The 25762-nt window shown below is 39.8% G+C and carries 30 protein-coding genes and 1 tRNA gene; 17 read left to right on the top strand and 14 right to left on the bottom strand.

Annotation, left to right across the window (positions count from 1 at the left end):
• Positions 1-4: 4 nt before the first annotated feature.
• The 5 genes from OU683_RS13705 (at position 5) to OU683_RS13685 (ending at position 4538) form a co-directional block, all read left to right on the top strand.
• Entirely contained in the window at positions 5-541 is a 537-nt protein-coding gene (locus OU683_RS13705; protein WP_268139254.1) for an AAA family ATPase, read from the top strand.
• A complete protein-coding gene (locus OU683_RS13700; protein WP_268139252.1) occupies positions 534-2438 on the top strand; it encodes a RecQ family ATP-dependent DNA helicase in 1905 nt (634 codons plus the stop codon). The genes OU683_RS13705 and OU683_RS13700 overlap by 8 nt, the downstream gene beginning before the upstream one ends.
• The gene (gene fmt / locus OU683_RS13695; RefSeq protein ID WP_268139250.1) at positions 2435-3388 is read left to right on the top strand and encodes a methionyl-tRNA formyltransferase; all 954 of its coding nucleotides are present in this window, start codon (positions 2435-2437) and stop codon (positions 3386-3388) included. The genes OU683_RS13700 and fmt overlap by 4 nt, the downstream gene beginning before the upstream one ends.
• A 150-nt stretch (positions 3389-3538) precedes the next feature.
• Entirely contained in the window at positions 3539-3844 is a 306-nt protein-coding gene (locus OU683_RS13690) for an HU family DNA-binding protein (RefSeq protein WP_255702467.1), read from the top strand.
• A 133-nt stretch (positions 3845-3977) separates the two neighbouring features.
• Complete coding sequence (locus OU683_RS13685; protein ID WP_268139248.1) at positions 3978-4538, top strand: YqgE/AlgH family protein; 561 nt, start codon at positions 3978-3980, stop codon at positions 4536-4538.
• On the opposite strand, the gene OU683_RS13680 is transcribed toward OU683_RS13685, so the two are convergent.
• Positions 4535-5380 (bottom strand): aminotransferase class IV, encoded by an 846-nt coding sequence (locus OU683_RS13680; RefSeq protein ID WP_268139246.1) that lies wholly within the window; start codon positions 5378-5380, stop codon positions 4535-4537. The genes OU683_RS13685 and OU683_RS13680 overlap by 4 nt on opposite strands.
• A gap of 49 nt (positions 5381-5429) precedes the next feature.
• Positions 5430-5816: an START-like domain-containing protein gene (locus OU683_RS13675; RefSeq protein WP_228913465.1), complete on the bottom strand. Its 387-nt coding sequence runs from the start codon at positions 5814-5816 to the stop codon at positions 5430-5432.
• Between the two features lie 167 nt (positions 5817-5983).
• On the opposite strand from OU683_RS13675, the gene OU683_RS13670 reads away from it, so the two are divergent.
• The 5 genes from OU683_RS13670 (at position 5984) to OU683_RS13650 (ending at position 8504) form a co-directional block, all read left to right on the top strand.
• Positions 5984-6057: transfer RNA gene (locus OU683_RS13670), tRNA-Met, on the top strand.
• 330 nt (positions 6058-6387) lie between these two features.
• Entirely contained in the window at positions 6388-6522 is a 135-nt protein-coding gene (locus OU683_RS13665) for a hypothetical protein (RefSeq protein WP_268139244.1), read from the top strand.
• Positions 6523-6540: 18 nt separating this feature from the next.
• Entirely contained in the window at positions 6541-6837 is a 297-nt protein-coding gene (locus OU683_RS13660; RefSeq protein WP_268139242.1) for a hypothetical protein, read from the top strand.
• A gap of 96 nt (positions 6838-6933) precedes the next feature.
• Positions 6934-7341 carry a hypothetical protein gene (locus OU683_RS13655; RefSeq protein WP_268139240.1) on the top strand — a complete coding sequence of 136 codons (408 nt, stop codon included), beginning with the start codon at positions 6934-6936 and terminating at the stop codon, positions 7339-7341.
• Positions 7342-7568: 227 nt separating this feature from the next.
• Entirely contained in the window at positions 7569-8504 is a 936-nt protein-coding gene (locus OU683_RS13650) for an aldo/keto reductase (RefSeq protein ID WP_268139238.1), read from the top strand.
• A gap of 29 nt (positions 8505-8533) precedes the next feature.
• On the opposite strand, the gene OU683_RS13645 is transcribed toward OU683_RS13650, so the two are convergent.
• Entirely contained in the window at positions 8534-9166 is a 633-nt protein-coding gene (locus OU683_RS13645; RefSeq protein ID WP_268139236.1) for a hypothetical protein, read from the bottom strand.
• Between the two features lie 278 nt (positions 9167-9444).
• Between OU683_RS13645 and hemG the strand changes: the two genes are divergently transcribed.
• A complete protein-coding gene (gene hemG / locus OU683_RS13640; protein ID WP_268139234.1) occupies positions 9445-10011 on the top strand; it encodes a menaquinone-dependent protoporphyrinogen IX dehydrogenase in 567 nt (188 codons plus the stop codon).
• 61 nt (positions 10012-10072) lie between these two features.
• Here the strand turns inward: hemG and hisS are convergent, their stop codons facing one another.
• Positions 10073-11446, bottom strand: a complete 1374-nt coding sequence (gene hisS / locus OU683_RS13635) for a histidine--tRNA ligase (protein WP_268139232.1) — start codon at positions 11444-11446, stop codon at positions 10073-10075.
• Positions 11447-11571: 125 nt separating this feature from the next.
• Between hisS and OU683_RS13630 the strand changes: the two genes are divergently transcribed.
• Positions 11572-12810, top strand: coding sequence for an ABC transporter permease (locus OU683_RS13630; protein WP_268139230.1), 1239 nt, complete (start codon positions 11572-11574; stop codon positions 12808-12810).
• A gap of 97 nt (positions 12811-12907) precedes the next feature.
• Here OU683_RS13630 and OU683_RS13625 read toward each other — a convergent pair whose 3' ends face one another.
• The 4 genes from OU683_RS13625 to rpsF all read right to left on the bottom strand — a co-directional run bounded on the left by OU683_RS13625 (position 12908) and on the right by rpsF (position 14740).
• The gene (locus OU683_RS13625; RefSeq protein WP_268139228.1) at positions 12908-13381 is read right to left on the bottom strand and encodes a DUF6495 family protein; all 474 of its coding nucleotides are present in this window, start codon (positions 13379-13381) and stop codon (positions 12908-12910) included.
• A 258-nt stretch (positions 13382-13639) separates the two neighbouring features.
• On the bottom strand, positions 13640-14089 hold the full coding sequence (gene rplI / locus OU683_RS13620; protein ID WP_268139226.1) for a 50S ribosomal protein L9: 450 nt from the start codon (positions 14087-14089) through the stop codon (positions 13640-13642).
• A gap of 12 nt (positions 14090-14101) precedes the next feature.
• Positions 14102-14398: a 30S ribosomal protein S18 gene (rpsR, locus tag OU683_RS13615; RefSeq protein ID WP_037324607.1), complete on the bottom strand. Its 297-nt coding sequence runs from the start codon at positions 14396-14398 to the stop codon at positions 14102-14104.
• Positions 14399-14401: 3 nt separating this feature from the next.
• Complete coding sequence (gene rpsF / locus OU683_RS13610) at positions 14402-14740, bottom strand: 30S ribosomal protein S6 (RefSeq protein ID WP_029036470.1); 339 nt, start codon at positions 14738-14740, stop codon at positions 14402-14404.
• Between the two features lie 164 nt (positions 14741-14904).
• Between rpsF and OU683_RS13605 the strand changes: the two genes are divergently transcribed.
• Positions 14905-15615, top strand: coding sequence for a LytR/AlgR family response regulator transcription factor (locus OU683_RS13605; RefSeq protein ID WP_268139224.1), 711 nt, complete (start codon positions 14905-14907; stop codon positions 15613-15615).
• On the opposite strand, the gene priA is transcribed toward OU683_RS13605, so the two are convergent.
• The 4 genes from priA to nadC all read right to left on the bottom strand — a co-directional run bounded on the left by priA (position 15609) and on the right by nadC (position 20532).
• Positions 15609-18062 (bottom strand): replication restart helicase PriA, encoded by a 2454-nt coding sequence (priA, locus tag OU683_RS13600; RefSeq protein WP_268139222.1) that lies wholly within the window; start codon positions 18060-18062, stop codon positions 15609-15611. The two genes, OU683_RS13605 and priA, sit on opposite strands and share 7 nt — an antisense overlap.
• Before the next feature lie 95 nt (positions 18063-18157).
• Positions 18158-18721 carry a chalcone isomerase family protein gene (locus OU683_RS13595; RefSeq protein WP_228913478.1) on the bottom strand — a complete coding sequence of 188 codons (564 nt, stop codon included), beginning with the start codon at positions 18719-18721 and terminating at the stop codon, positions 18158-18160.
• 29 nt (positions 18722-18750) lie between these two features.
• Positions 18751-19671, bottom strand: a complete 921-nt coding sequence (locus tag OU683_RS13590; protein ID WP_268139220.1) for a YihY/virulence factor BrkB family protein — start codon at positions 19669-19671, stop codon at positions 18751-18753.
• 3 nt (positions 19672-19674) lie between these two features.
• Positions 19675-20532 carry a carboxylating nicotinate-nucleotide diphosphorylase gene (nadC, locus tag OU683_RS13585; protein WP_268139218.1) on the bottom strand — a complete coding sequence of 286 codons (858 nt, stop codon included), beginning with the start codon at positions 20530-20532 and terminating at the stop codon, positions 19675-19677.
• A 50-nt stretch (positions 20533-20582) separates the two neighbouring features.
• On the opposite strand from nadC, the gene rlmH reads away from it, so the two are divergent.
• Genes rlmH through OU683_RS13565 form a run of 4 tightly spaced genes read left to right on the top strand, consistent with a single transcriptional unit; the run spans position 20583 to position 24360 of the window.
• Complete coding sequence (rlmH, locus tag OU683_RS13580) at positions 20583-21056, top strand: 23S rRNA (pseudouridine(1915)-N(3))-methyltransferase RlmH (RefSeq protein ID WP_268139216.1); 474 nt, start codon at positions 20583-20585, stop codon at positions 21054-21056.
• 6 nt (positions 21057-21062) lie between these two features.
• Positions 21063-21650 (top strand): non-canonical purine NTP diphosphatase, encoded by a 588-nt coding sequence (locus OU683_RS13575; protein ID WP_268139214.1) that lies wholly within the window; start codon positions 21063-21065, stop codon positions 21648-21650.
• A 50-nt stretch (positions 21651-21700) separates the two neighbouring features.
• Entirely contained in the window at positions 21701-23545 is a 1845-nt protein-coding gene (locus tag OU683_RS13570; RefSeq protein WP_268139212.1) for a DEAD/DEAH box helicase, read from the top strand.
• A 59-nt stretch (positions 23546-23604) separates the two neighbouring features.
• The gene (locus OU683_RS13565; protein ID WP_268139210.1) at positions 23605-24360 is read left to right on the top strand and encodes a carboxypeptidase-like regulatory domain-containing protein; all 756 of its coding nucleotides are present in this window, start codon (positions 23605-23607) and stop codon (positions 24358-24360) included.
• A gap of 93 nt (positions 24361-24453) precedes the next feature.
• Here the strand turns inward: OU683_RS13565 and OU683_RS13560 are convergent, their stop codons facing one another.
• Both OU683_RS13560 and OU683_RS13555 read right to left on the bottom strand, forming a co-directional pair.
• Positions 24454-24981, bottom strand: a complete 528-nt coding sequence (locus tag OU683_RS13560) for an SRPBCC family protein (RefSeq protein WP_228913485.1) — start codon at positions 24979-24981, stop codon at positions 24454-24456.
• A gap of 35 nt (positions 24982-25016) precedes the next feature.
• Positions 25017-25673, bottom strand: coding sequence for a TrmH family RNA methyltransferase (locus OU683_RS13555; protein ID WP_268139208.1), 657 nt, complete (start codon positions 25671-25673; stop codon positions 25017-25019).
• Positions 25674-25762 lie beyond the last annotated feature (89 nt).

Here is a 25762-nt window from a genome sequence, read left to right as displayed (position 1 = left end):
CCGGGTGAATACCAGAAAGATTGTAATAACCGGCGGCCCCGGTACAGGAAAGACATCTGTCATAGAAGCTCTTGAAGATCATGGTCACTTTTGTTTCCATGAAGTTTCAAGGGAAATAATAAGACAGGCTCAAAAAAAAGGAATTGATCAATTATTTCTTAAAGACCCTTTGCTCTTTAGTGAAATGCTACTGGAAGGCAGGATCAAACAGTTCAAGGACGCCCATGACATGAAGGCCGATATGGTTTTTCTGGATCGCGGCGTACCCGATGTGGTCGCTTACATGAATTACTTTGGCAATGAATATCCTCCCGTTTTTAACCGCGTATGTCAGGAATATTTATACGATCAGGTTTTTATATTACCTCCCTGGAAAAAGATCTATACAGAAGACAACGAACGCTACGAAACCTACGAACAGGCTGTAGAGATACACGATGAACTCGCCCGCAGCTATGCCTACCATGGCTATGAAGCTGTAGAAGTCCCCGAGGGCACCATTGCCGAGCGAACTTCCTTTATCCTGGAACATCTTGGATAAGCCCGAAGAAATATTAAAGCAATACTGGGGCTTTGATTCTTTCAGACCTTTACAGAAGGATATAATTGTAGAATTACTGGAAAACCGCGATGTGATCGCGCTGCTGCCCACCGGTGGTGGAAAATCTCTGTGCTTCCAGGTTCCGGCGCTTATTAAACCGGGTATTTGTATTGTAATTTCTCCCCTTGTGGCCTTAATGGAAGACCAGGTTAAAGCGCTACAGGCAAAGAACATAAAAGCCATGGCACTTACCGGCGGAATTGCCTTTAAGGAGGTTGATACCATGCTAGATAATTGCATCTATGGAAATTACAAGTTTCTCTACCTCTCCCCCGAAAGATTACAACAGGAGCTGGTGCAGGAACGCATCAAACAAATGCAGGTGAATCTAATTGCCATAGATGAAGCCCATTGTATTTCTCAATGGGGCCACGACTTTAGGCCTGCTTATAGAAATATCGCCATTCTTCGGGAGTTAAAACCCGAAGTTAATATGGTTGGACTTACAGCAACGGCAACCCTACCAGTGGTGAAAGATATCGCCCAACAACTGGAACTTAAGGATGTGAAAATCCTTCAGAAGTCCTTTCTAAGGGAAAATCTGGCGTACATGGTTCGGGAAGCAGAAGACAAGAATTACTATCTCGAGCAATTGCTTAAAGAACATGATGAAGCAGCCATAATCTATGTTCGCACGAGGAAAGCTACCATTGAACTGGAACAATTTCTTGTCAAAAAAGGCATTTCTGCCACCTCTTTTCACGGGGGACTCCAAAAAACTGAAAAATCTTCAAGGCTGCAAAAATGGCTTAAAGATGAAAAACGGGTAATGGTTGCCACCAGCGCCTTTGGAATGGGGATTGACAAAGCAGGTGTGCGAACAGTGATCCATATGAACCTGCCCGAAAGCCTCGAGAGTTACTTCCAGGAGGCCGGGAGAGCGGGACGGGATGGGAAACCTGCAAAAGCAGTGATCCTCACAAACAAAAGTGATATTCCGCTCTTAAAAAATCAATTTCTGGCCACACTTCCCGGAGTGGATATTGTAAGACTGGTTTACAAAAAGCTGAATTCCTATTTCAGGATCGCTTATGGCGAGGGTGAAGGCGAAGAGCATTACTTCAACTTCTACCAGTTCTGTCTAAAATATGAGCTAAATACTTTACTTGCATATAATGCTATGCTTCTGCTGGACAGGGTAAGTGTACTGTCCCTCTCTGAGCAATTTCAGAAGAAAACCCGAATCCAGTTTTTAATTTCAGGAAAAAAAGTGACCTGGTATTTAGAGGGAAATCCTCAATCCGATCCTGTAGTAAAAGCCATTTTACGAACCTATGGCGGGGCGTTTGACAATATGGTGGATTTAAATTTGGAATTCATTGCAGGTAAAGCCGGCACTTCTTCACAAGAGACAGTGAAATTGTTACAACAACTTCATAAAGAAGGTATTGTTGAATTTGAGCATCATCAACATGATACCAAAATCACATTTTTGGTGCCCCGGGAAGATGATATTACCATAAATCCTTTGACGCCGTACATCAAACTGCAGGAGAAAACGAAGAAAGAAAAGATATCGCAGGTGCTTTCTTATGTAACTAATGACAGGCAGTGCAAAAGCCAACAGCTATTACATTATTTTGGGGAGAAAGAAACAGAGCCCTGCGGAATTTGTTCAGTTTGTGAGCCTACAACTACCAAACTGACAAGGGAAGAAATGAAAAAGATCTATTTTGCAATAATAGGTCTGCTGGAAGAGCGGGAGTATTCTTCCCGCGAAATGACACAAAGATTGCCTTTCCCCGAAGATCATATGATTAAGGTACTGGAAATACTGGTAGAGAAAGGAGCCCTGGCTACAACAACTACCAATAAATATAAATTAAAACATTTATGAGAGACTTGAGAATTGTCTTTATGGGTACGCCCGAATTTGCCGTGTATTCCCTTAAAGCCATAGTGGAAGCAGGATTTAATGTAGTGGGAGTCATCACTGCCCCCGACAGGCCTGCCGGAAGAGGAAGAAAACTTCAGGAATCTGCGGTTAAAACCTATGCAAAAGAGCAAAACCTTAAGATATTGCAACCGGTCAATCTGAAGGCTGAAGCATTCCTGGAAGAGTTAAAAGCTCTTGAAGCGAACCTGCAGGTGGTAGTTGCCTTTAGAATGTTGCCCGAAGCAGTATGGAAAATGCCGGAATATGGCACGTTCAATTTACACGCTTCCTTACTACCTCAATATCGCGGAGCAGCACCTATAAACTGGGCTATCATTAATGGGGAAAATGAAACAGGTGTTTCCACTTTCTTTATAGATGAGAAGATCGACACCGGCGAAATGATCATGCAGGAAAAAGTAGCAATAGAACCAAAGGAGAGTGCCGGGGAGTTGCATGATAAGCTAATGGAGACTGGTGCCGCACTTATTATTAAAACCCTTGAGGCACTACAGAAGGGGCCGGTGAATACTACCTCACAAAAAGACATTGTACAATCAGATTTAAAACCGGCTTTAAAGCTTACACGCGAGAACACTAGAATTGACTGGGAGCAACCTCTGGAGACCATCTTCAACCATATTCGTGGCCTTAGCCCCTATCCTACTGCCTGGACAACGCTCTTCAATGGAAATGAGGAAGTAATGCTTAAGATATACAAAAGCGAGCTCGAACCGGCAGAACATCATTACCCTGTAGGCAAATTGTTGCAGGAGGATAAAAAGGTTAAAGTGGCAGTTAAAAATGGTTTTTTGGTCCTGCAGGAAATCCAGCTTCCGGGAAAGAAAAAAATGGCGGTAAAAGATCTTTTGAACGGCTATGAATTTTATTCCAATGCCAAAGTTGTCTGAGGCCTTATGAATGCTGATATTGGCGTATTTTCGAAAAAATCAACAAAGGTTATTAACAATTTACCGAAGTTATTAACAATATGCGGCTTTTCCCTTGATATTACTTGCATGGGAAAGTTTTCCATATAAATTTGTAGAGCAAATTATTAAATGTTTAACCAACAACTATTAAAAACTCAAATTATGAACAAAACAGATTTAATCGATGCAATGGCTGAAAACGCCGGAATTTCCAAAGCAGCTGCAAAAAAAGCTCTTGAGTCTTTTCTTGAAAATGTTGAAAAGTCACTTAAGAAAGGAGATCGCGTTTCTCTAGTAGGATTCGGATCCTGGTCAGTTTCAAAAAGAGCTGCAAGAGAAGGAAGAAATCCACAAACAGGAAAAACTATTAAGATTGGAGCTAAGAATGTTGTAAAATTTAAAGCTGGTGCAGATCTTCAGAAAGCTGTGAACTAATACTCACAAATGCTAACAAAATATTAAACTCTCCCTTTTGGGAGAGTTTTTTTGTTAAATATTTTACCCCTTCATTTGAAGCTGTACATTATTTTTATAAATTTAATTAATAGATTGGAGAAACTATTGACGAATGACTACACTTAAACCTGCAAAAGGATTACTTCTCATTGCGGAGCCTGCCATCACCGGGGATCTTTCCTTTAACAGATCGGTTGTGCTCATCGCAGATCATACCGAGAATGGCTCTGTAGGGTTTATTCTTAATAAGCAGCTTGATTTTACTCTTAAAGATCTCCTGCCAGACATATCTAAAAATTTTAAAGTTTATAATGGAGGACCTGTGGAACAGGACAATCTTTACTTCATTCATAAGATCCCCGATCTCATTCCAGATAGTATTGAGATAGCCAGCGGTATTTATTGGGGTGGAAATTTTGAGGCTGTTAAAGAACTTATTAAAGAAGATCTCATAAGCGAAAACGAGATCAAGTTCTTCCTGGGATATTCGGGTTGGGAATTTGATCAACTTAATGAAGAACTACACGCTCACTCCTGGATAGTGGCCGAAAATCACGATCACAAAGACATTTTGAACCGAAAACCAAGAACCTTCTGGAAAGATAAAATGATGCAATTGGGAGGCAACTATGTCATTTGGTCAAACGCTCCCGAAAATCCTTCTTACAACTAACTCAGCCTTGCCAAAGTATTAAGTCTGCCCAGCAGTGTTTTTGCAACTTCTGACTTGTATTCTTTTTTCCGGTATTTTTTTACCGGCTGTATTCCCATGACTACATTGCTAATGAACATCTCGTCTGCCTTTTGTAATTCAAAAGGAGAGATAGAAGCCTCCTCTATTTTGTATTCGGGCATTTTCTTAACAATCTCTAATATCTTACCACGAGTGATCCCTTTTAAGCAGCCATCTTTAAGAGGCGGAGTCTTGATAACATTATCTACCACCAGGAAAAGATTGCCATTAAAGGCTTCAACCACATTTTTTTGTTCATTGAGCAACAAACAATTATGATATTCATTTTCCTTTGCATAAATTCCTGCAAGTATATTCACTGCGCGGTTATTGGTCTTTAAGGTTGAAAGCAGACCTGCAGTGACATAATGATCTTTGAAGAGTTCTACTTCATAAAAATCATCCTTGAACAAATAGAAAGCATCTGCAAGGGCTTCAGAAGTAATTAAATAATCTATTTCATTAGTTTCGGGCGTATACAAACCTCCGGGTTTGCGCGAAACAATAAACTTTACGCGAGCCTGACTGTCAAAAAGGTCATTTTCCCGAACAATCTGCAGAATTTCGGCTTCCAGAAATTCCGGAGAAAAAGTTAGCGGAATTTCCATTCTCATGATTCGCATGGAAGCCATTAACCTGAAGTAGTGATCTTCCCAGAAAATGATCCGCCCATTGACCACCCTTATAGTTTCAAAAACTGCATCACCATAGGCAAAACCGCGGTTTGCAATTGAAAGGGAAGCCTCATCTTTTTCGAACAATTGTCCATTAATGTTAGTCATAAAAAAACCCGTTTAAAAACGGGCAAATGTACTATTTTATAAAGGATTTTTAAACCGAACCCAGTACTTGTTTCAGGTCTGAGATCATATTTTCCCACAGCATTTTTCCTTCATCTATCTCATCTTCTTCAGCAAAATCGGTTATCATAATAGAGACATCTTTGGTGATCTCATCTACCTGAATACGTATTTCGAAAAAATACTGGGTATCCTCATCGGCCAGCCAGCGAAATTTAACACGTTCCCCAGATTTTTTACTGAGTAGTTTCGCTTTTTCTTCACTGCCGTTCCATATAAATGTAAATAATTCTCCGCGTGAGTTCACATTATCTGCATACCATTCACTTAAACCCGAGGGGGTTGCAATATAGTTGTAGAGTAAAGAAGGGGAAGCCTGGATTGGAAACTCCATTTCATACTTTATCTTATCGTCCATTCTTCGAAATTGTTAGTTTCGGGCAATATAAATATTAATTATAAACCTAAAAAGAAATCATTTTAAATAATTCCGAAAAGATAGTTTGCGGCAACCCAAATTGTTTTTATATTTGCACCCGCTAAAAGGAAGCATAACCCTTACTGGTCCTGTAAATTTTAGTGAATGGCGAGGTAGCTCAGTTGGTTAGAGCGTCGGATTCATAACCCGGAGGTCACGAGTTCAAATCTCGTTCTCGCTACAAAAAAAGCCGGAAATTTTTTTCGGCTTTTTTTATTTCAAGCACAACATTTTCTTCCTTTGTCTGTGTTGATTGCCTACTAACCCACTCTCCCTGTTAACCTTATATTATTATCCACCTAATTCTTTCTTAAACTTCTTGGTATAGGCCGATGTATCAATTAAATTTAAAACATGTGGACTTCTTCTTCGGCGCAACCAGTATTTACGTAAGAATTTGTCTTTTCTGAAAAGTTTGGATAACATTATTGGATAACATTAAACGAGCAAATTTTCAGATTAATAAATTCTTCGGAAGCAGGTTTCTTCTGAAGGAATATTAACGGTAATAATGAAAAAAAAATTGTTGATGTTAGCATTTGCAGGGATACTGATTGCTCTCTATTCATGCGGGGACGAAAAAGAAGTAGATACCGGAGAAAATACAGAAGGAACCAAAAAAGGGCGAATTGAGAATAATGGTTAATCATTTCAATTGAAAAACATGAAAGGAAAAATTCATGAACTTGAGGACATAAGGGCCAAAGTGGAAAAGCTTAAGGTAAAAAATGACAGTTTTGTAGAGGAGTTAATGCAGCTCTTAAACAAGACCACCAGTCAATTGAGCGAAATTGATGACCAGCAGGAGATCAACTGGACCTCTAAGAGTTTTGACATTGCAACAGACCTTAAAAATGGAGAAACAAATAAAAATTCTGAAGAGCAAAAGGATTTGGCGCTTACTTATCTAAAGGAAGCACTGGATTCGGTGATCATTCGGGAGAAAGGATACCTGGAATAGAAAACAAAGTGAACAAAGAGTTTCATGGGATGGAGGAACTTTAACCACCCGGACCGATTTTAATATAATAATTTCCCAAACCCAAAAATAATTATCATGAAGAATATAAAAACAATGCAGTTAATATTAGGCTTAACTTTTACTTTCCTTTTTACAACACTTGGGTCCGCTCAGGATATCACGCAGAACAAACCCCATGAAGAAATGGAAATAGCTGCAAAGGATAGAGTTGATAAATGGGATGATGAACTTTCCCTTACAGCAAAGCAAGCCCTACTTTTGCAAAAAAAGTTTGTAGAATTTGATATAAAACGGGAAGAGGTATTTAATGCAAATATTCCTGAAAAAGAAGAAAAACTCAATAGACTAAAAGACCTCAAAATATTAGAAACCCGTGAAATTCGGGATATTCTTACCAAACCGCAGTTCGACAGATATATACAATTACTTGAAGAGGAAGCTAAAAGATCCAATCTTCAAAGTAGTTCTGGCCCGGGTAAATAATCTATGCCGGCAGAAGAAAACAATATCTACTCAAAATAAAAACCTTTTGAGAGAAAGGGTAGCATTAAATCAAATTGAAACTTCTTTTAATACAGAAGTAGTGGATAACAACTTCGGGAAGGTATATTCAAAAATGCCATTTTCTGAAATACTTCTTCTAACAATACATGACAGCTTCATTTTCTGTTTAAAATTCTAACTTCTTGATAAAATAAAAATCTATTGATATGGTAAAAAAACCTCTTGGATCTACCGGTCTCGAAATCGCTCCAATAGTCTTTGGAGGGAACGTCTTTGGCTGGACCCTCGATGAAAAAGAATCCTTCAGGATGCTGGACAAGATCTTTGAAAAAGGATTCACTTCCATAGATACTGCCGATTCTTACTCTCATTGGGCTCGGGGAAACAGTGGTGGGGAAAGTGAGACCATCATTGGTAAGTGGTTAAAAGAAAGGGGCAATAGAAAGGAAATCTTTCTTGCAACCAAAGTAGGTTCCAATCCGGGAAAAGAAGGAAGAGATATTTCAAAAAAATATATCTTAAAAGCTGCCGAAGATTCCCTGCGGCGCCTGCAAACAGATCATATCGACCTGTATTTCACCCACTGGGATGATGAAAAAACGCCAGTAGAAGAAACCCTGGAGGCATATGAGCAGCTCATCAAACAAGGTAAAGTGGGGCACATTGGAGCTTCAAACTTGTCCCCGGAAAGAATTTTGGCTTCTTTAAAAGCAGCAAACCAAAATAATCTGCCAAAATATGAGGTAATTCAGCCTGAATACAACCTTGTTGAAAAGGACAAATTTGAAGGTGACTATATACCTCTCGCCGAAGAAAACAATCTTGCTGTGATGACTTATTTTTCTTTAGCCAGTGGCTTTCTCACAGGCAAATATCGCAAGAAAGAGGATTTGGAAGGTGCCCGGGAAGAAATGGTCAAGAAATATTTCAACGAAAAAGGTTTAAACAAATTAAAAACCCTAGATGAAATTTCTAAGGCTCACCAGGTATCGAATGCTGCTGTAGCCTTGCGATGGCTAATGCAACGACCTGCAGTAACCGCACCAATTGCCAGTGCTACCAAGGAAAGTCATTTGGACGCTTTTGAGGAAGCAGTAAATATGAAATTATCCTCCCAGGAAATGGATAGACTAAGTGAATAGACGAATCAGAATTGTTTTTTAAACTGACCCTAGCTGAGTTTTACAAGCCCGTTTATTAACTGCTGACTTACCTCACGATACTCTTCAACCAAATTCTGTGAAGTAAAAGTGATGAATTGAACTGTGCCTGTAGAATTAGAATAAAAATACCCGGAATAGGAAATTTTCATTCCGTCCATAGTACCATCAAGTCTAAGATAAAGCACTTTCTCCCCATTAACCATGCGATATTCCTGTTCTTTCACCTTAATATCGGGAGCGATTTGGCGGGCGTTTTCAATGGCAACATTTTTTAGAGTTTCAAGAGGTACTTCAATTTTTTCAGTAATAATTACTCCGTAGAGATCTTCTCCCTTGAGTACCACCTCATATTCGGCATCGGGGTTTTCCTTTGATTCCCCAAATGACCATAGTTTTGGATCCAACCAAAAACCTACATTCACTTTCTTACTTTTCAAAAGAAATGAGGCGTTTTCGGTTTTGGTAAATGTTTTAGAACTTGTGGGTATGTCAACAGCAGCGGCATCTTCGGCATTTATATATGCATAGGTGCCATTACTGTAAAGAACAACCTCCTGGCCTGTATCGGTTATTGCACGGGTTTGAGCAGAGAGGGTAATCCCAAATCCAAGAAAAAGTGCTAATAATGGAAAAGCTTTCATAGTGGTCAATGGTTAGAACCACTAATTTAACAAAACTTTAAAATTCACCAAGCTTTTTTATTGCCCAGCAGAAAAGGCAGTTTGTGGAAAAAATTCTCCTATTCAAGAATGTATCCACCCGTACAATTTTTCTTCTTTCCTCAAAAAAAATTTTGATGCATTTCGTATCTTTAAAAGGCCGTAAATAAGGAATATTAAGCAAACGCATAGCTGCCATTTTTACGATAATTTGGTCCTAAAAAATTAATGGAAATTCTTTCCCGGCTTTAATTAAGATTATGAAACCTATTGCCATTTTATACTCGACAGTAGATGGGCAGACCAAAAAAATTTGTGAATATTTGGCCAACCACCTTGAACAATCGCATTCAAAAATCCACCTTTATTCCCTTGATGAATTTTACGAAGAAATTCCCAGTTATCACACCATTATCATTGGGGCCAGCATACGGTACGGGAAACACAATGAAATCGTTGAAAGATTTATAAAAGAAAACCGGCAAGCGCTGGAAAAGATCAACAGCGCCTTCTTTTCGGTAAATCTTGTTGCGCGAAAGACCGACAAGAACCTTCCTGAAACCAACCCATACCTCATTAAATTCATGAAGTCCATTGATTGGAAGCCCGATCTTACAGGGGTCTTCGCCGGAAGTCTCGACTATTCAAAGTACAGGTTTTTTGATAGATTAATGATCAAGGCCATCATGAAATTTACAAACGGCCCAACCAAAACAGAAAAACCTATAGAGTACACTAATTGGGAACGAGTAAAAGCATTTGCTGAAAACATCAAGAGCCTTGAAAATAAGAACAGGTCCAATTCATTACAGGAGGCAACCGCCTGATCTTAACAAATCATCCTGAAGGAAAAGCTTACAAGAATTCAAATCCAATATTCGGTCGAGACTACTTTTCTAATATCGAGATCAAATTTTCAAGCGAAACAGCCTGTTGTTCTCCGCTCTTCATATTTTTAAGAGTAAATTTTTTATTTTCTATTTCTTCAGCCCCGGCCAGTATTACAAAAGGAATTTCTCTTTTGTTGGCGTGGTTCATTTGCTTCTTCATTTTGGCCTCTTCAGGATAAAGTTCGGCAGCAACTCCGGCAGACCGTAATTCCTTTATCGCTTTAAGACAGTACAGGCTTTCTTTGTTTCCGAAGTTTATGAATAATGCCTTAATATTTCGTGCAACAGTCTCCGGAAAGAGGTTGAGTTCTTCCAGCACCAGGTAGATACGGTCAAGACCAAAAGAAATACCTACTCCACTCACACCACTCATCCCAAAGATGCCTGTAAGATCATCGTAGCGACCGCCGCCGCCAATAGAACCCATTGCCACACCTTTGGGCGCTGAGACTTCAAAAATGGCCCCTGTATAGTAGTTAAGTCCGCGGGCAAGAGTGACATCAAGATCAAGATTTGCAGTAGAAAGTCCTAATTCATTAATGGCACTGTTGATGAATTCGAGCTCCTCGATCCCTTTTGTTCCAATTTCAGAAGTTGCTAAAATGCCTTTTAAGACCTCAATTTTTTCAGAAAAAGTTCCTTTAAGGCCAAAAACCTTCCGGATCTTTTGAATTGCTTCCGAAGAAATTCCCTTCTCCCCCATTTCCTTTTCAACACCTTCTTCGCCTATTTTATCAAGCTTATCAAGGGCTACAGTGAAATCTATGAGCTTATCGGATTCTCCAATGACCTCGGCAAATCCTGAAAGCACCTTACGGTTGTTCATTTTAATTGTCACCCCTTCTAAGCCAAGAGATGTAAAGACAGCATCATACAACTGCACGAACTCGACTTCCTGCCAAAGGCTATCACTGCCAACAACATCGGCATCGCACTGAAAGAACTCTCTAAAACGCCCTTTCTGAGGCCTGTCTGCACGCCATACCGGCTGAATCTGGTAACGTTTAAAAGGAAATTCTAACTCATTTCTGTGCTGGACAACATACCGTGCAAAAGGCACTGTAAGATCATATCTTAAGGCCTTTTCGCTAATTGAAGAGGTGATCTTTAGGCTATCTTTACCTTTATAAGCCTGCTCATCCACCTTTCTTAAAAAATCTCCTGAATTAAGGATTTTAAATATAAGCCTGTCACCTTCTTCCCCGTACTTCCCCATTAGGGTTTCACTGTTCTCAAAACTTGGAGTCTCAATGGGTTGAAATCCGAATTTTTCGAACTGTTCTTTTATGGATTGAATAATAAAATTACGTTTTGCTACTTCGGAAGGAGAAAAGTCCCGGGTACCTTTGGGAATTGAAGGTTTTTGCGCCATTTTTAGTCTTGTTCTTTAAAGCACAAATATCTGAAAAATAAAAAGAACCCGGGGAGAGGATTTATACAGAGTTTGTGTAACAACAGCCAATGAAATGCGTCTAACCTTAAAACTGAAACTTTCGCATGTTTCCACTTTTTAAAGAAAATGTTCGTATCGCCTTCTTTTCCATTAAGAGTCAGGTATTAAGAACTGTGCTTACAGTAATGATCATAGCTATAGGAATCACTGCACTTGTAGGGATCCTAAGCGCTGTCGCTGCACTGGAAAATACCATAACAAGTGATTTTGCTTCTATGGGCACCAATACCTTTAATTTACAGCGTTATGATTCCCAGATAAGGGTGAATGGTGGAGAAAGAGAGAAGGTGAATCCGGTAATAAGTTATAGAGAAGTCAAGCAGTTCAAGGATAATTACGAGTATCCTCAAACAAAGGTTGCAATTTCCTTTACCGGGACGTCAAGAGCCGAACTTAAATATGAAAGTGATAAAACAGATCCTGAAGCCAGCGTGCTGGGAGTGAATGAAAATTACGTAAGTAACTCTGGACTAAATATTGAAGAAGGCCGTGATTTCAGCATTTTTGACATTGAGAACAACAATAACGTGGCAATTATTGGTGGCGATGTTAAAAATGGAATTCTGGAAGGACTTGAACCATTGGACAGGATCATTTCCATTCGGGGAGTGAAATTCAGGGTCATTGGAGTCTTGGAATCAAAGGGGTCAACTTTTGGGAACAATCAGGATCTCAGGGTTCTAATTCCAATCCAGGTTGCCCGTTCGATGTTCACCAATCCCAATATCAATTACGATCTGAGTGTACGTGTAGAGAACCAGGAAATGCTTGAAGGCGCCCAGGACGAAGCTATCATAACCTTTAGGAACGTTCGCGGACTAAATCCTGTGGAAGAAAACAATTTTGGAATTGCAAAAAGCGATGACCTGCTCAACCGGATTTTTTCAATTACTCAATATCTCAATATTGCTGCATGGGTAATATCGATAATTACCATTTTTGGATCCTCTATCGCGCTTATGAACATAATGCTGGTTTCGGTAAGTGAAAGAACCCGGGAAATTGGGGTGAGAAAAGCTATGGGTGCGAAGAAAAATACCATTGCCATGCAATTCTTTATGGAAACTCTTATCATTGGCCAAATGGGTGGTGTGATTGGAATTATCCTTGGGATCTTAATTGGCCTGGCAGTCTCTACTTCTGTAGGATTTGATTTTACCACTCCCTGGATGGCAATTATATGGGCTACGGCAATTACTCTTATCGTAGCAGTCTTAGCAGGAAGTTACCCTGCAGCAAAGGCAGCGAAGCAGGATCCTATTGAATCGTTAAGATACGAATAGGACGGGCAGCAGTAATAAGTAGGCAGTCTCAGTTCTTTTCTCTGTAGCAGGTTGTGAATTGAAGAAAAAAGAATTGCTTCAACCTTAAGCTCAGATTTTAAAGGTTCAAGTGCTTTTCAAAAAAACCATACAACTCTCCTTTAGTGATCACAGCTCCCTGCTGGATTAGCGCAAATAAATCTTTATTGCGGTCATCACTTATGTTTTTTGAGGAAGTGTACAGGTTTACCCTGTCATCCATTAGGTTTTGCTGTAACCAGGCATAGCCATGACGGGTAGTAACGTCTATTGCGTCATTTTTCACTTCTACAGCAATAAGATTAATGGTCAATTCGGTTATTTTAAAGAGGTAGATCTGGTTCGGGGAAAAATGCTCTAAAAATTCTGCTTTGTTGAGAACCCCCTCCCATACAAGATCACTAAAAACATCAAGTTCCTGTTCTGCAACTTCAGGTTTATTGATCTTTATATCTTCCCATTCATCTCCGGTAATTGACTGAGATGCTAAGAAATTAATGAACTCCTGCTGAAGTTCTTCAAACTGTTCTTTTGTTAATCTTGCGTACTTCAATTTTCTAAGGTTTAATTTTTAAGGAATAATGTTTAGTTGGGGCTGCAGGTTGCGGGTTGCGAGTAAAAAATTGTTTTAATTAAATCTTCGGCTCCCTTTAGGGCTGGGGCAAAACCACTATTTAGGAGTCAAAATATCCACTATTAATTCATTACTAAAGACAGCCTACTCTTACTCAATAAAAAATATTCGATTTAAAATAAAAAATAAAAAAGCCCACTCCGTTAGAAGCAGGCTTTAATAAAATTTGTTTAGCGATTAAGCTTCTGCTACAACTTCAAATGCATAGTTTGTAACAACTTCACGGTGAAAACGCAAAGTAGCCTCATACTGACCTAGACGTTTGATGTTACCACCTGCAATAGAGATATATTTTTTCTCTATTTCTACTCCTTCTTTTGAAAGAGCCTGTGCAAGATCGGCATCGGTTACAGATCCATAGATCTTATCACCGGCACCTGCTTTAGCAGTAAGTTTAATATCAATTCCCTGAAGTTTGGCAGCCTGTGCTTTTGCTTCATCGACTTGCTTTTTCTCTTTATAAGAACGTTGCTTCAAAGTTTCATCCAAAACTTTTTTCGCAGAAGGAGTTGCCAATACAGCAGCACCTTGAGGGATAAGAAAGTTTCTGCCGTAACCCGGTTTTACCGAAACAACATCATCTTTAAACCCTAATTTCTCTACGTCTTTCTTTAATATCAATTCCATAATAGCCCCTTTTTATTTTAGTAAATCGCCAACATAAGGCATTAATGCTAAATGACGTGCACGTTTAACAGCTACAGCCACTTTTCTTTGATATTTCAAAGAAGTTCCGGTCAAACGACGAGGCAATAATTTCCCCTGTTCGTTTACAAAACTCATTAAGAAATCTGGATCCTTGTAATCAATGTACTTGATCCCGGATCTTTTAAAACGACAGTATTTCTTTGTCTTGCTGGTCTCAATATTTAGAGGAGTAAGATACCTGATCTCTCCATCTTTCTTTCCTTTAGCTTGTTGTTCAATTGATGACATACCTTACGCTTTTTCTTTGTTTCTGTTTCTTCTCTTCTCAGCCCAGGCAACAGCATGCTTATCCAACTTCACAGTTAGGTAACGCATCATGCGCTCATCTCTTCTGAATTCTACCTCAAGTGGGTTAATCGCTTCACCAGGAGCGGTGAATTCAAAAAGGTGGTAAAAACCACTTTTTTTGTGCTGAATTGGATAAGCTAATTTTTTTAGCCCCCAGTTCTCTTTTGATATCATCTCGGCACCGTTAGAAACAAGAAAATCTTCGTATTTCTTAACTGTTTCCTTTATCTGGTCGTCAGATAAAACGGGATTCAAGATGAAAACAGTTTCATAATGATTCATAAAAAATTTACTTTAAATTAAATTGGCTGCAAAAGTAACACTATTCTTTAATATTACAAAATAGAAACCTTTTAGCCAAACTGTCTTTTTTAATCGATGAAATCCCTTTTTCCTTTTTTTTATGATTTTTTTTATTTATTATTGCTAATACTAACCGATTATAAGTGGAAGAAGTTATACTCAAATGTGCGGTCGTTGATGATTCAAGCTTGCAAAGACTTTCTATTGTCAGGCTAATAAAAGATCATTCCAATCTCAAACTCGTGGCCGAATATAACAATGCCATTGAAACCAAGAATGGACTACTCGATACCGAAGTAGATCTTATCTTTCTTGACATAGAAATGCCTATTCTTTCTGGGTTTGACCTGTTGGATGATCTTCCTAATAAACCACAGATCATCTTTGTAACCGGTAAGACAAAGTACGCTTTCAAGGCCTTTGACTATGATGCTGTAGACTATTTGCATAAGCCTATTTCCAAAGACCGGTTTCTCAACGCAGTTTCAAAAGCTATCAACCTATATCGCCTTAAACACGATGGTGCTCCACCAGAAGATGACAACTACATCTTTGTAAAAAGCAACCTGAAGAACCGTAAGGTTTTTCTTAACAAGCTTAAGTATATTGAAGCTCTTGGGGATTATGTTAAATTTGTTACCGAGAAAGATAATTTTGTAGTATTAGCTACCATGAAATCTTTTGAGAGCCAATTGCCCTCAAACAAATTTTTAAGGATCCATAAATCCTACATTGTTAATCTCGATAAGATAGAACGTTATAACAGCAGAAATATCGAGATCGACAAGCAGCAAATTCCATTGAGCCGACACAAAAAATCCAATCTTATTGAAGCACTTGCTGCCAATCAATAAGGATCAACATTTATTACTGTCTTTACTCCCCTGTAAGCTCCAATTGCTTTAAAGCTTTGAAGGATTCTGCCAATAAGATCTTTTGTTTTAGATAAAGATTGTCCCTGCGGAATTTTTATAAGAATATTCTTGTAGTATTCATTCCTTATTCTCGCAACCGGCGGAAATTCCGGTCCTAAAACATTTTCCCTGAAAGTATTTTTTAGAGAAATGGCAAGCCAGTCCGCTCCCTCGTTTACCCTGCTATAATCCCGGCCCTTAAGAGTGATCCTTATAAGCCTGTAAAATGGGGGATATTTATAGTTCCGCCTCTCTTCAAGCTGCTCCCTGTACATCTCATGATAACTGTTGGTAGAAACCTGCTGCACAATTTGATGATGAGGATTATAGGTTTGAATAAGCACCAGCCCTCTTTTCTCTGTACGCCCTGCACGGCCTGCTACCTGCAGCATTAATTGAAAACTTCGCTCATGCGCCCTAAAGTCGGGGAAATTAAGCAGCGTATCGGCATTCATTATTCCCACCAGCCTAACATTTCTAAAATCAAGACCTTTAGTGACCATTTGCGTTCCCACCAGGATATCTATTTCCTCATTTTCAAATGCAGAAATTATTTTCTCATACCCATATTTTCCCCGGGTGGTATCCAGGTCCATTCTCCCAATCTTATGTTCCGGAAAAAGAGCTTTGAGTTCGGTCTCCACCTTTTCGGTGCCAAAACCCTTTGTGGAAAGCTCTACACTATCGCAGGCCATACATTTTTGTTGCATTGCCATATGATAACCACAATAATGACAGCGCAATTGATTGTTATGGCTGTGAAAAGTAAGACTAACATCGCAATTAGGACATTGTGGAGAATGCCCACAGGTATTGCACTCCAGGATAGGACTAAAACCCCGCCTGTTTTGAAAAAGTATCACCTGCTCATTATTGCTTAGGGTTTCCCTTATCTCCTCCAGCAGCCTGTCTGAGAAATGCCCGGTCATACGTTTCTTACGGTGCTTTTCCTTAATATCCACAATTTCAATTTCGGGTAAGAGCACATCTCCATACCGGCGATCGAGATTAACCAGTCCATATTTAGAATGATCGGCATTAAAATAAGATTCCAGGGAAGGGGTCGCAGAACCTAAAAGAACTTTGGCGTCCTGCATCTTCCCTAATACTACGGCAACATCCCGGGCATGATACCTAGGCGCAGGATCATATTGCTTAAAAGTGGATTCGTGTTCCTCATCTACTATAATTAATCCCAAATCATGAAAAGGAAGAAAAATACTGGAGCGTACGCCAATCACTATTCGTGCGTTTTCTTTATTCCGAAGTACATTTTGATACACTTCCACCCTTTCATTTACAGAATATTTACTGTGGTAAATGAGCACCTGTTCCCCAAAATAATTCTGAAGTCTCGCAATAAGTTGAGCGGTAAGGGCAATTTCCGGAAGGAGGTACAACACCTGTTTCCCCTGGGAAATGGCTTTTTCGATAAGCTCTACGTATATCTCGGTTTTACCCGAAGAGGTAATTCCGTGAAGCAAACAAACATCCTGAGTTTCAAATGAGGTTTCAATCTCCTCTAAAGCCTGTTGTTGATGATCATTGAGCTGCACTCTACCCGAGACTTCTTCCAGGTCGGGATTAAATCTTGAGGTTTCGATTTTTAGTTCCTCAAGTATAGCTTTATCAATAAGAGATTTGATCACTCCTGCTGAAGCCCCACTTTTTTTTGTTAATTCTGATATCTTCACTGAAGCCTTCCCTTTTCCAGCCATTCCAAAAAGGGTGAAAATCACCTCTCTTTGTTTGGGTGCCCGGCTAAGCTGGTCAAGCAATTCGTGCATAGGACCTTCCTCAGAGAATCGCTCATGCAATCTTACATAACGCTCAATCTTCGGCTTGTACTGCTCATATATCTCCTGATTAACAACTACGACTTTCTTCTCTACGAGAGAATTGATCACAGGAAGCACCGTTTTCTTGTCCAGCAGCTGAATAATTTCATTGATCTTTAAAGACGATTGTGCCTGCAGGGCTTCAAAAAGAAGGAATTCATCATCGCTCAATTGCTCATCATTTACCTGCACCCCATTAAGCAACTGCACAATGGTTTCACTCTCCAAAAGAAAAGCACTGGGAATAGCTGCGCGAAGCACTTCCCCTTCAGCACACATATAATAGGAGGCTATCCAGCTCCAGAACTTCAGCTGAGATTCAGTTACTACAGGAGCTTTATCCAGGATCTGCTCAATGGGCTTAGCTTCATAAACCGACGGAGGAATTTGGTGAACTTCAGAAACAATTCCTGTGTAGATCTTTGATTTTCCGAAAGGAACTGCTACGCGCATTCCGGGCTTGAGGAATTGAGCCTCATCTAGAGAAACACTGTAGGTAAAATGCTTCTCCAGTGGAAGCGGTAGAATTACATTGATGAAAAATGACATTTTGAAGCCCGGGTTTTAAGCAAAAATAGCAGGATTTAGGACAAAAAAATAAACCATTCCAGAAGAATGGTTTATTAAAGTTTGTAGTACAAATATTAGTTAGGAGCCAAGAGATCATCTCTTAGACCATCATCTGCAGGCCTGTTGGACAACCAGATGCCAAAAAGAGCTTTTTTGAAGTCCTTTCCAGTCACCACGCCACGTTCTTTCCCGTTCTTAAATGCCACAACTCCTTTATTTGGAAGGTAAACCAAATCAAAAATGTCATTTTTTTGAATGTCTTCTCTAAAAAAGCCTAAAAGCTGGTTGATTTCATCCTGTATTGGTGCAGTATTTCCATTAGTGGAATTCTCAAAACCTTCGGTCACTGCCTCTACCATTTTATCACTGGTGATCAATTTAGAAACAATATGAAGTTTTATAGCCATAGGTTTATCTGCATTAAGTATCTCCTGGGCGTTTTGATTCTTTTGATCCAGGTAAAGTCCGGCAGCATAGAGGTCAATCCATAGTTTCTCTCTCACTCCTGCCCCATTGAGCTGCAGGTTGTGATTTTGAAACGTTTGAGTTGCAGGAAGAGTTACTCCTCCAACTTTTTTCTGCGCTACCGCTGTAGAGGAAACCACAACAGCCATTAATAATAAAAGCAGGTTCTTCATAATTTGAGTTTTTAAATTAAATAATATTTTCATTTTCTTTTAAGCTTCATGAAGGAAGCATTGAGTTCAAAACCGAGCAACAATATATTAGAATTAATCCATATATAGAACATTAAGATCAATAATGCCCCAATTGAACCATACAATTCGTTATAAGCAGAAAAGTTTTCAATATACAGCCCAAATAAATAAGTATTCAATAAAATAAAGATAGTACAAAAGAAAGCTCCTATTGAAAAGAACCGACTTAACCGGCTCTCTTTGGTTCCGAAATAATATAAGGTTGCTACGGCCAAATAGATCATTATTGTAAAAATGATATACCTCCCCAAATTTGCCCACATCACCGCATCATTCACAACCTGAAGCATTTTAAGATCTTCGGTTAAATAAGTGAGATATACCCATACTACTACTGTTATCAGCAATAAGAGGGCCAGAATTAAAGAAACCCCCACAGCTATAATGTATTGCCTGATTATTGAGCGGTTTTTTTTGGTATGATATGAGAACTCAAAACCCGTAAACACCGCATTTACGCCATTTGCCATAAGAAAAATGGACAGCAAAAAAACTATAGAAAGAAGACCTCCCCTTTTGCGTGCTGCGATATCATAAAAAATGTCATTGAAGAATTCGCTGGTTTCCGGCGGAAGCAAAGAGTCAATAAAAGCCAAAAATTCCAGCTGGAAATCGTCAATAAAATTTATAAAGGGAATGAGGTTAAGAATAAATAGCAAAAAAGGAAAGAGAGCCATGAAAAAGCTGAAAGAAATGGCACTTGCTCTTGCCGAAAACGTCCCTTTAACCAACCCGGCGTAAAAAATAATATACAAATCATAAAGGGAAAGTCCTTCAAACCCGGGCAGGATAATATTTTTTGCCCGGCTTGTCCACCAGTAGGTGAAACCTTCCTTTTTCCTTGTAGTTGTTTTCTCGCCGTTGCTCATGTACTACAAGGCCTTTAAACTAAGGTCCAGGTTGTAAACTGAATGTGTTAGCGCACCACTGGAGATAAAATCGACACCGCATTCGGCATACTTCCTGGCAGTTTCCAGGGTTATGCCCCCACTGGATTCGGTTTCACAACGTTTGTCGATCAACTCCACAGCTTCACGGGTTTCATCATAGTTAAAGTTATCCAGTAAAATTCGGTCTACACCACCAGCATCCAGGATCTGTTTAATTTCATGAATATTCCTGGCCTCCACGATGATCTTTAGATTCAGTTTATGATCGGCAAGATATTTATGAGTTTTGGCTATTGCTTTTTCTATGCCTCCTGCAAAGTCAATGTGATTGTCCTTAAGCATGATCATATCGTATAGTGCGAAACGATGATTTTCTCCTCCTCCAATCTTTACGGCCCATTTCTCCAGCGCACGAATACCGGGAGTGGTTTTCCTGGTATCGAGGATCCTGGTGCCGGTGCCCTCAAGTTTTTCGGCAAAAGTCCGGGTTTTAGTGGCTATGGCACTCATTCTCTGCATAGCGTTTAACACCAGTCTTTCGGCTTTGAGGATCGACTGTGAAGACCCTTCCACATAAAATACAATATCTCTTGGTTTAATGCGGCTGCCGTCCTGGATCTGGACGTCCATCTTCATTTCGGGATCCACTTTTTCAAAAACTCTTCGTGCAAAATCGACTCCTGCAAGAATACCTGCATCTTTCACCAAAAGTTTAGCCTTACCCCGGGCGGTTCCTGGAATGCAAGCAAGGGAGCTGTGGTCTCCATCTCCTATGTCTTCTCTTAACGCATTTTCAATTATTATTTCAATTTCCTTTTCAAATTGTTCTTTAGAAATCATTGCAGTGCCTATTTTTGCTAAAGTTACAAAGTAAACACTTAAATCTTATCATGACCATAAAATTGCTGACAATAGGGAAAACCGATGATGCCGCCCTACAAAACCTCATCGACACCTACGTCAACAGGCTTGGACATTATAACAAATTTGAACTTGAGGTCATCCCCGATCTTAAAAAGACAAAAAACCTTTCTCTTGACCAGCAAAAAACTGCGGAAGGAAAGCAGATCCTGGATAAGCTTTCTCCTTCAGACTTTGTAGTGCTGCTGGATGAGAACGGAAAGCAGTTTTCCTCTGAAGGTTTTTCGGAATATATTCAAAAGCGGTTAAACAGTGGGATGAAGCAACTTATCTTTATCATTGGCGGCCCGTATGGCTTTTCAGAAGAAGTCTACTCGCGGGCCAATGGGAAATTATCCCTCTCAAAAATGACATTTTCACACCAAATGGTTAGGTTATTCTTTGTGGAGCAGCTTTACAGGGCTTTTACCATCCTTCGGAATGAACCTTACCATCACAAATAAATTCTCATGAAATTAGTATTCGCTACCAATAATAAAAACAAATTGAAAGAAGTGCAGGCTTTGCTTCCGAAGGAAATAAAGTTGCTTTCGCTGGAGGAGATCGGCTGTACCGAAGACATCCCTGAAACTGCACCCACAATTGAAGGCAATGCCGTTCAAAAGGCCGAATATGTGAAAAAAAATTACGGTTACGATTGTTTTGCCGATGATACCGGCCTGGAGGTTAATGCCTTGAACGGTGCTCCCGGGGTATATTCGGCCAGGTATGCAGGGGAAGAAAAAAGCAGCGAGGCCAATATTGACAAGCTATTGAAGGAATTGGAAGGAAAAGAAGATCGCAGTGCACGTTTTAAAACAGTAATTGCACTTCATCTAAAAGGAAAGCTCCACACCTTCACCGGAATTTGTTCCGGAAGTATCATTTTTGAGAGGAAGGGACTACAGGGTTTTGGCTATGATCCTGTCTTTCAAGCCGAAGGAAAACAGGTCACATTTGCCGAAATGAGCCTGGAAGAAAAATCGCAAATTAGTCATCGCGCACGTGCAACCCGCGAACTTATTGACTTTATGACCTCTAAAGGCGAACAAATTTAAATGTAATAAGCTGCTAACTAATCCTTACCTTTGCAACTTATTAGATATGTATGAATAAATTTGAATTATTAGGATTGAATGACGCCTTGTTACAGGCAATTAAAGACATGGGTTTTGAAAGCCCAAGTGAAGTACAGGAAAAAGCAATCCCAATTTTATTGCAGGAGGATACAGATATGGTAGCCCTTGCACAAACAGGAACCGGAAAAACCGCAGCATTTGGATTTCCGCTTATCCAAAAGATTGATGTAAACAACAGAAAGACACAGGGCCTTATTCTTTCTCCAACCCGCGAGTTGTGTTTACAGATTACCAACGAATTAAAGAATTACTCAAAATATTCCAAGGGCCTTAATACCGTAGCGATCTACGGTGGTGCCAGTATTACAGACCAGGCTTCCCTGATCAAAAAAGGAGCACAGATCATTGTTGCGACCCCGGGTCGTATGCAGGACATGGTGAATAGAAAACTGGTAGATATTTCGGCGATCGAGTATTGTATCCTTGATGAGGCAGATGAAATGCTGAACATGGGATTCTATGAAGACATTACCGAAATCCTTTCTCACACCCCAAGAGAAAAGAGCACCTGGTTATTTTCGGCTACTATGCCAAAGGAGGTTTCTACTATTGCCAAAAAATTTATGCGTACTCCCGTTGAGATCACTGTGGGTACCAAGAACATGGGGACATCAAATGTTTCTCACGAATACTTTGTCGTTAATGCCCGTGACCGTTATGCGGCATTAAAGAGACTGGCAGATGCCAATCCAGATATTTTCTCTGTGATCTTTTGTCGTACCAAACGCGACACCCAAAAAGTGGCGGAGCAGTTGATCGAAGATGGATACAACGCTGCAGCACTCCACGGTGACCTTAGCCAGAACCAACGTGACCTGGTAATGAAAAGCTTTAGGGGAAGACAAATCCAGATGCTGGTAGCTACAGATGTTGCTGCCCGCGGAATTGATGTTGATGATATCACTCACGTGATCAACTACCAGCTTCCCGATGAAATTGAAACTTATACTCACCGTAGTGGCCGTACCGGAAGAGCCGGAAAAAGCGGAGTTTCTATGGTCATTGTTTCCAAAAGTGAAGCAAGAAAGATCAAAGGTATAGAGCGAATTATTGGTCAGTCCTTCGAAAGAAAAGAAATCCCTGATGGTAGGGAGATCTGTGAAGTACAACTTTTTCATCTTGCTAATGAAATTAGCAAGACCGAGATCAACCACGAGATCGATAAATATTTACCTAGTATAGCCGAACTTTTTGAAGGCCTTACAAAAGAAGAACTTCTTAAAAAATTCTTTTCGGTAGAATTCACCAGATTCTTTAATTACTACAACAACGCACAGGATCTTAATGCAAAAGGTTCTACGGAAGTTTATGAGGACGAAGGTGACAGCACCAGGTTCTTTATAAACGTTGGAGCAAAAGACGATTTCGATTGGATGAGTCTGAAGGATTTCCTTAAGGCTACTTTGGATCTTGGAAGAGATGATGTGAATCGTGTAGAAGTAAAAGACAGCTTCTCCTTTTTTAATGTTGACAGTTCAAAAGCTGAGGAAGTAATTAGAATTTTCCAGGACTTTAAACATAATGGACGTCACATTAATGTGGAGATCACCAAAAAGAGCGCCGGTAAGGAACGTAGCGGTGGCGGTGGTGGTCGCAAAGGCGGTGGTGGTTACAAAGGAAGAGATAAAGGCGAACGCAGCTTTGACAAATCCTCAAAAGGAGCAGATAAAGGTCGTAGAAGATCTTCAAGTTCTCCTTCAACCGGGAAAAGAAGATCATCTGACTCAGGAACCGGCGGACGCGAGGGAAAGAAGAGCGGTGGCCGCAGCAGCAGCATTGAAAGTTCTATTAAAAGAAGAAGATCAAAAAAGTAATCCTTTAAGACATTTTTGGTACAGTTTTCCCTAAGTATGTGAGTAGTTTAGATCACAACATGAAGAAATTTTTATTTCCCCTGTTTTTGCTTTTTAGCTTCCTGGCTTTTAGCCAGGAATCAACTGTGGTGACAGGGAAGGTTCTTAATGCGGCAAATGACCTGCCCATAGAAAATGCCCACATTGTCAATCTTAATCAGGTAATTGGTGCAGTTTCGGGAGAAGAAGGAAATTTTGAAATTAAGGCAGAAGTAAATGATACGCTGTATTTTTCTTACCTGGGTTTTAAATCCATACGGGTGAGAGTTACCAACGACTGGCTTAAGTTTGGGGAAGTGAAAGTGAAAATGACTGAGCTGGGAATTGCTCTTGAAGAAGTTGTGGTGAGCCCAATTCAATTGACAGGCTACCTGGAAATTGACGCCAAGAATATTCCTATTTACGAGAATTACCGCTATAGCATTTCCGGTTTAAACCAGGGTTATGAAGGCGGGGAACACAGTCCAAATGCCATTTCGAGGGCCTTAGGCGCAGTGTTTAATCCGGCAGATGCCCTTTACAACATCTTTGGCCAGCAGCCAAAGCAAATGAAGAAGCTAAGGGAAATGAAGCAGGATGACGAGATAAGGAACCTGTTGCAGAGTAAATTTGACCGGCAAACATTAATGGCTGTATTGGGAATTAACAGGATGGATATCGACGAAGTGCTAAGGCGCTGTAATTATTCAACCGATTTTATTAATACTGCCAATGACCTGCAGATCCTCGATGCGATGAGTGGGTGTTATGAAGAATACAAGGTTCTGAATAGATAAACTGGATCGATAAAAAATTGAAAAACTAAGGTGCCGAAAATGAGAATTTTCGGCATTTTTTTTTATGTGTAGCAGATAAGCTTCAGGAAAAACCTATTTCTTTTCCAGGTGATTTTTTAGATTATAAAGTCCCCTCTCAAAATCATCACCTAAAGCGCGCTCCATTCCGTAGAAAAGCATCACAACCGATGCGGGAAATTTATGGACTCCTTTGACTCCCCACACCATCTTTGTGCGTTCTGGCTCCAGTTCTTTTACAGCCATGTAATTAAGGGACAGGGATTTGTAGGGCTTTATAAACAATAGCTGGGTTTCCAGCACCTTCCCTTCTTTAACTTTTACGATCTTTTGTATTCCTTCAATATTATTTTTCCCTTTCCAATAAGAAGTAGCTCCAACTTTCCCGTCTTCCCCTTTAAATTTGATCACTACCTTGGGATCATTCAGGTACCAGGGCATCCATAAGGGTTGTTTTTTAAGCTGTCGAATGAAGGCGTAAACTTCGGCTTTTGGCCGGTTGATCACCACGGTGCGACTAAGGTTGTATTCTTTCTTTGCCCATGCATGTAGGAATGCTACAAAGGTGATAATGCCAATAATGACATAAAAAAAAAGGGTCATATTCTTTAACTATAGGGACCTAAATGTAAATAAATTTATCGTGATGTCTCAAAACGGGCAATAATTTCGGCAGAATTTTTTAAATTTTTTTTAGCCCAGTCTAACCTCTTAAGAATTTGTTCCTCTTCTGAAAGTTTCCAGTCTATCCCACTATTCCTTAACCTTGCGCTAACATCCTGAAGGATAATAGCTGCAGAAACCGAAATATTCAAGCTCTCGGTGAAACCAACCATTGGGATCTGTAGAAACTCATCGGCCTCCTGCATTACCTCTTCCGATAATCCTTCTGTTTCGGTACCAAAGAACAAGGCTGCCTTGTTCGAAATATCGAAATCCTGAAGCAAAGTTCCCTTATGAGGTGAAGTCGCTACAATTTTGTATTCTTTCTTCCGAAGCGTCTCAATACAATCGGCAGTTGAAGTATAACGGTTTATATCGACCCATTTCTGGGCTCCCATCGCAATCTCCCTGTCAATCTTTTTTAGGTTCACTTCCTCAACTACATGCACATTTTGGATTCCAAAAACGTCGCAACTGCGAATCACTGCACTGGTGTTGTGAAGTTGGTAAACATCCTGGGTGGCAACTGTAAAATGATTGGTGCGCTGCTCAATAACCTTCTTGAAAAGCTCTTTTCTCTTATCTGTAAGAAAAGATTCCAGGTAGGATAATAATTGAAGGTTCTCTTCCATGGCAGCGAAATTAGGAAAACCTACCTGAATTTACCCTTTTTGGGAGATAATAAAAGTCGTCTTTACCATTATGATTTCTGAAGAAATCT

The sequence above is a fragment of the Salinimicrobium sp. TH3 genome (genome assembly GCF_026676115.1).
Taxonomy (GTDB): Bacteria; Bacteroidota; Bacteroidia; order Flavobacteriales; family Flavobacteriaceae; genus Salinimicrobium.
Note: the sequence above shows the minus strand (reverse complement) of the source record. Positions and strands in the feature narration are given on the sequence as shown.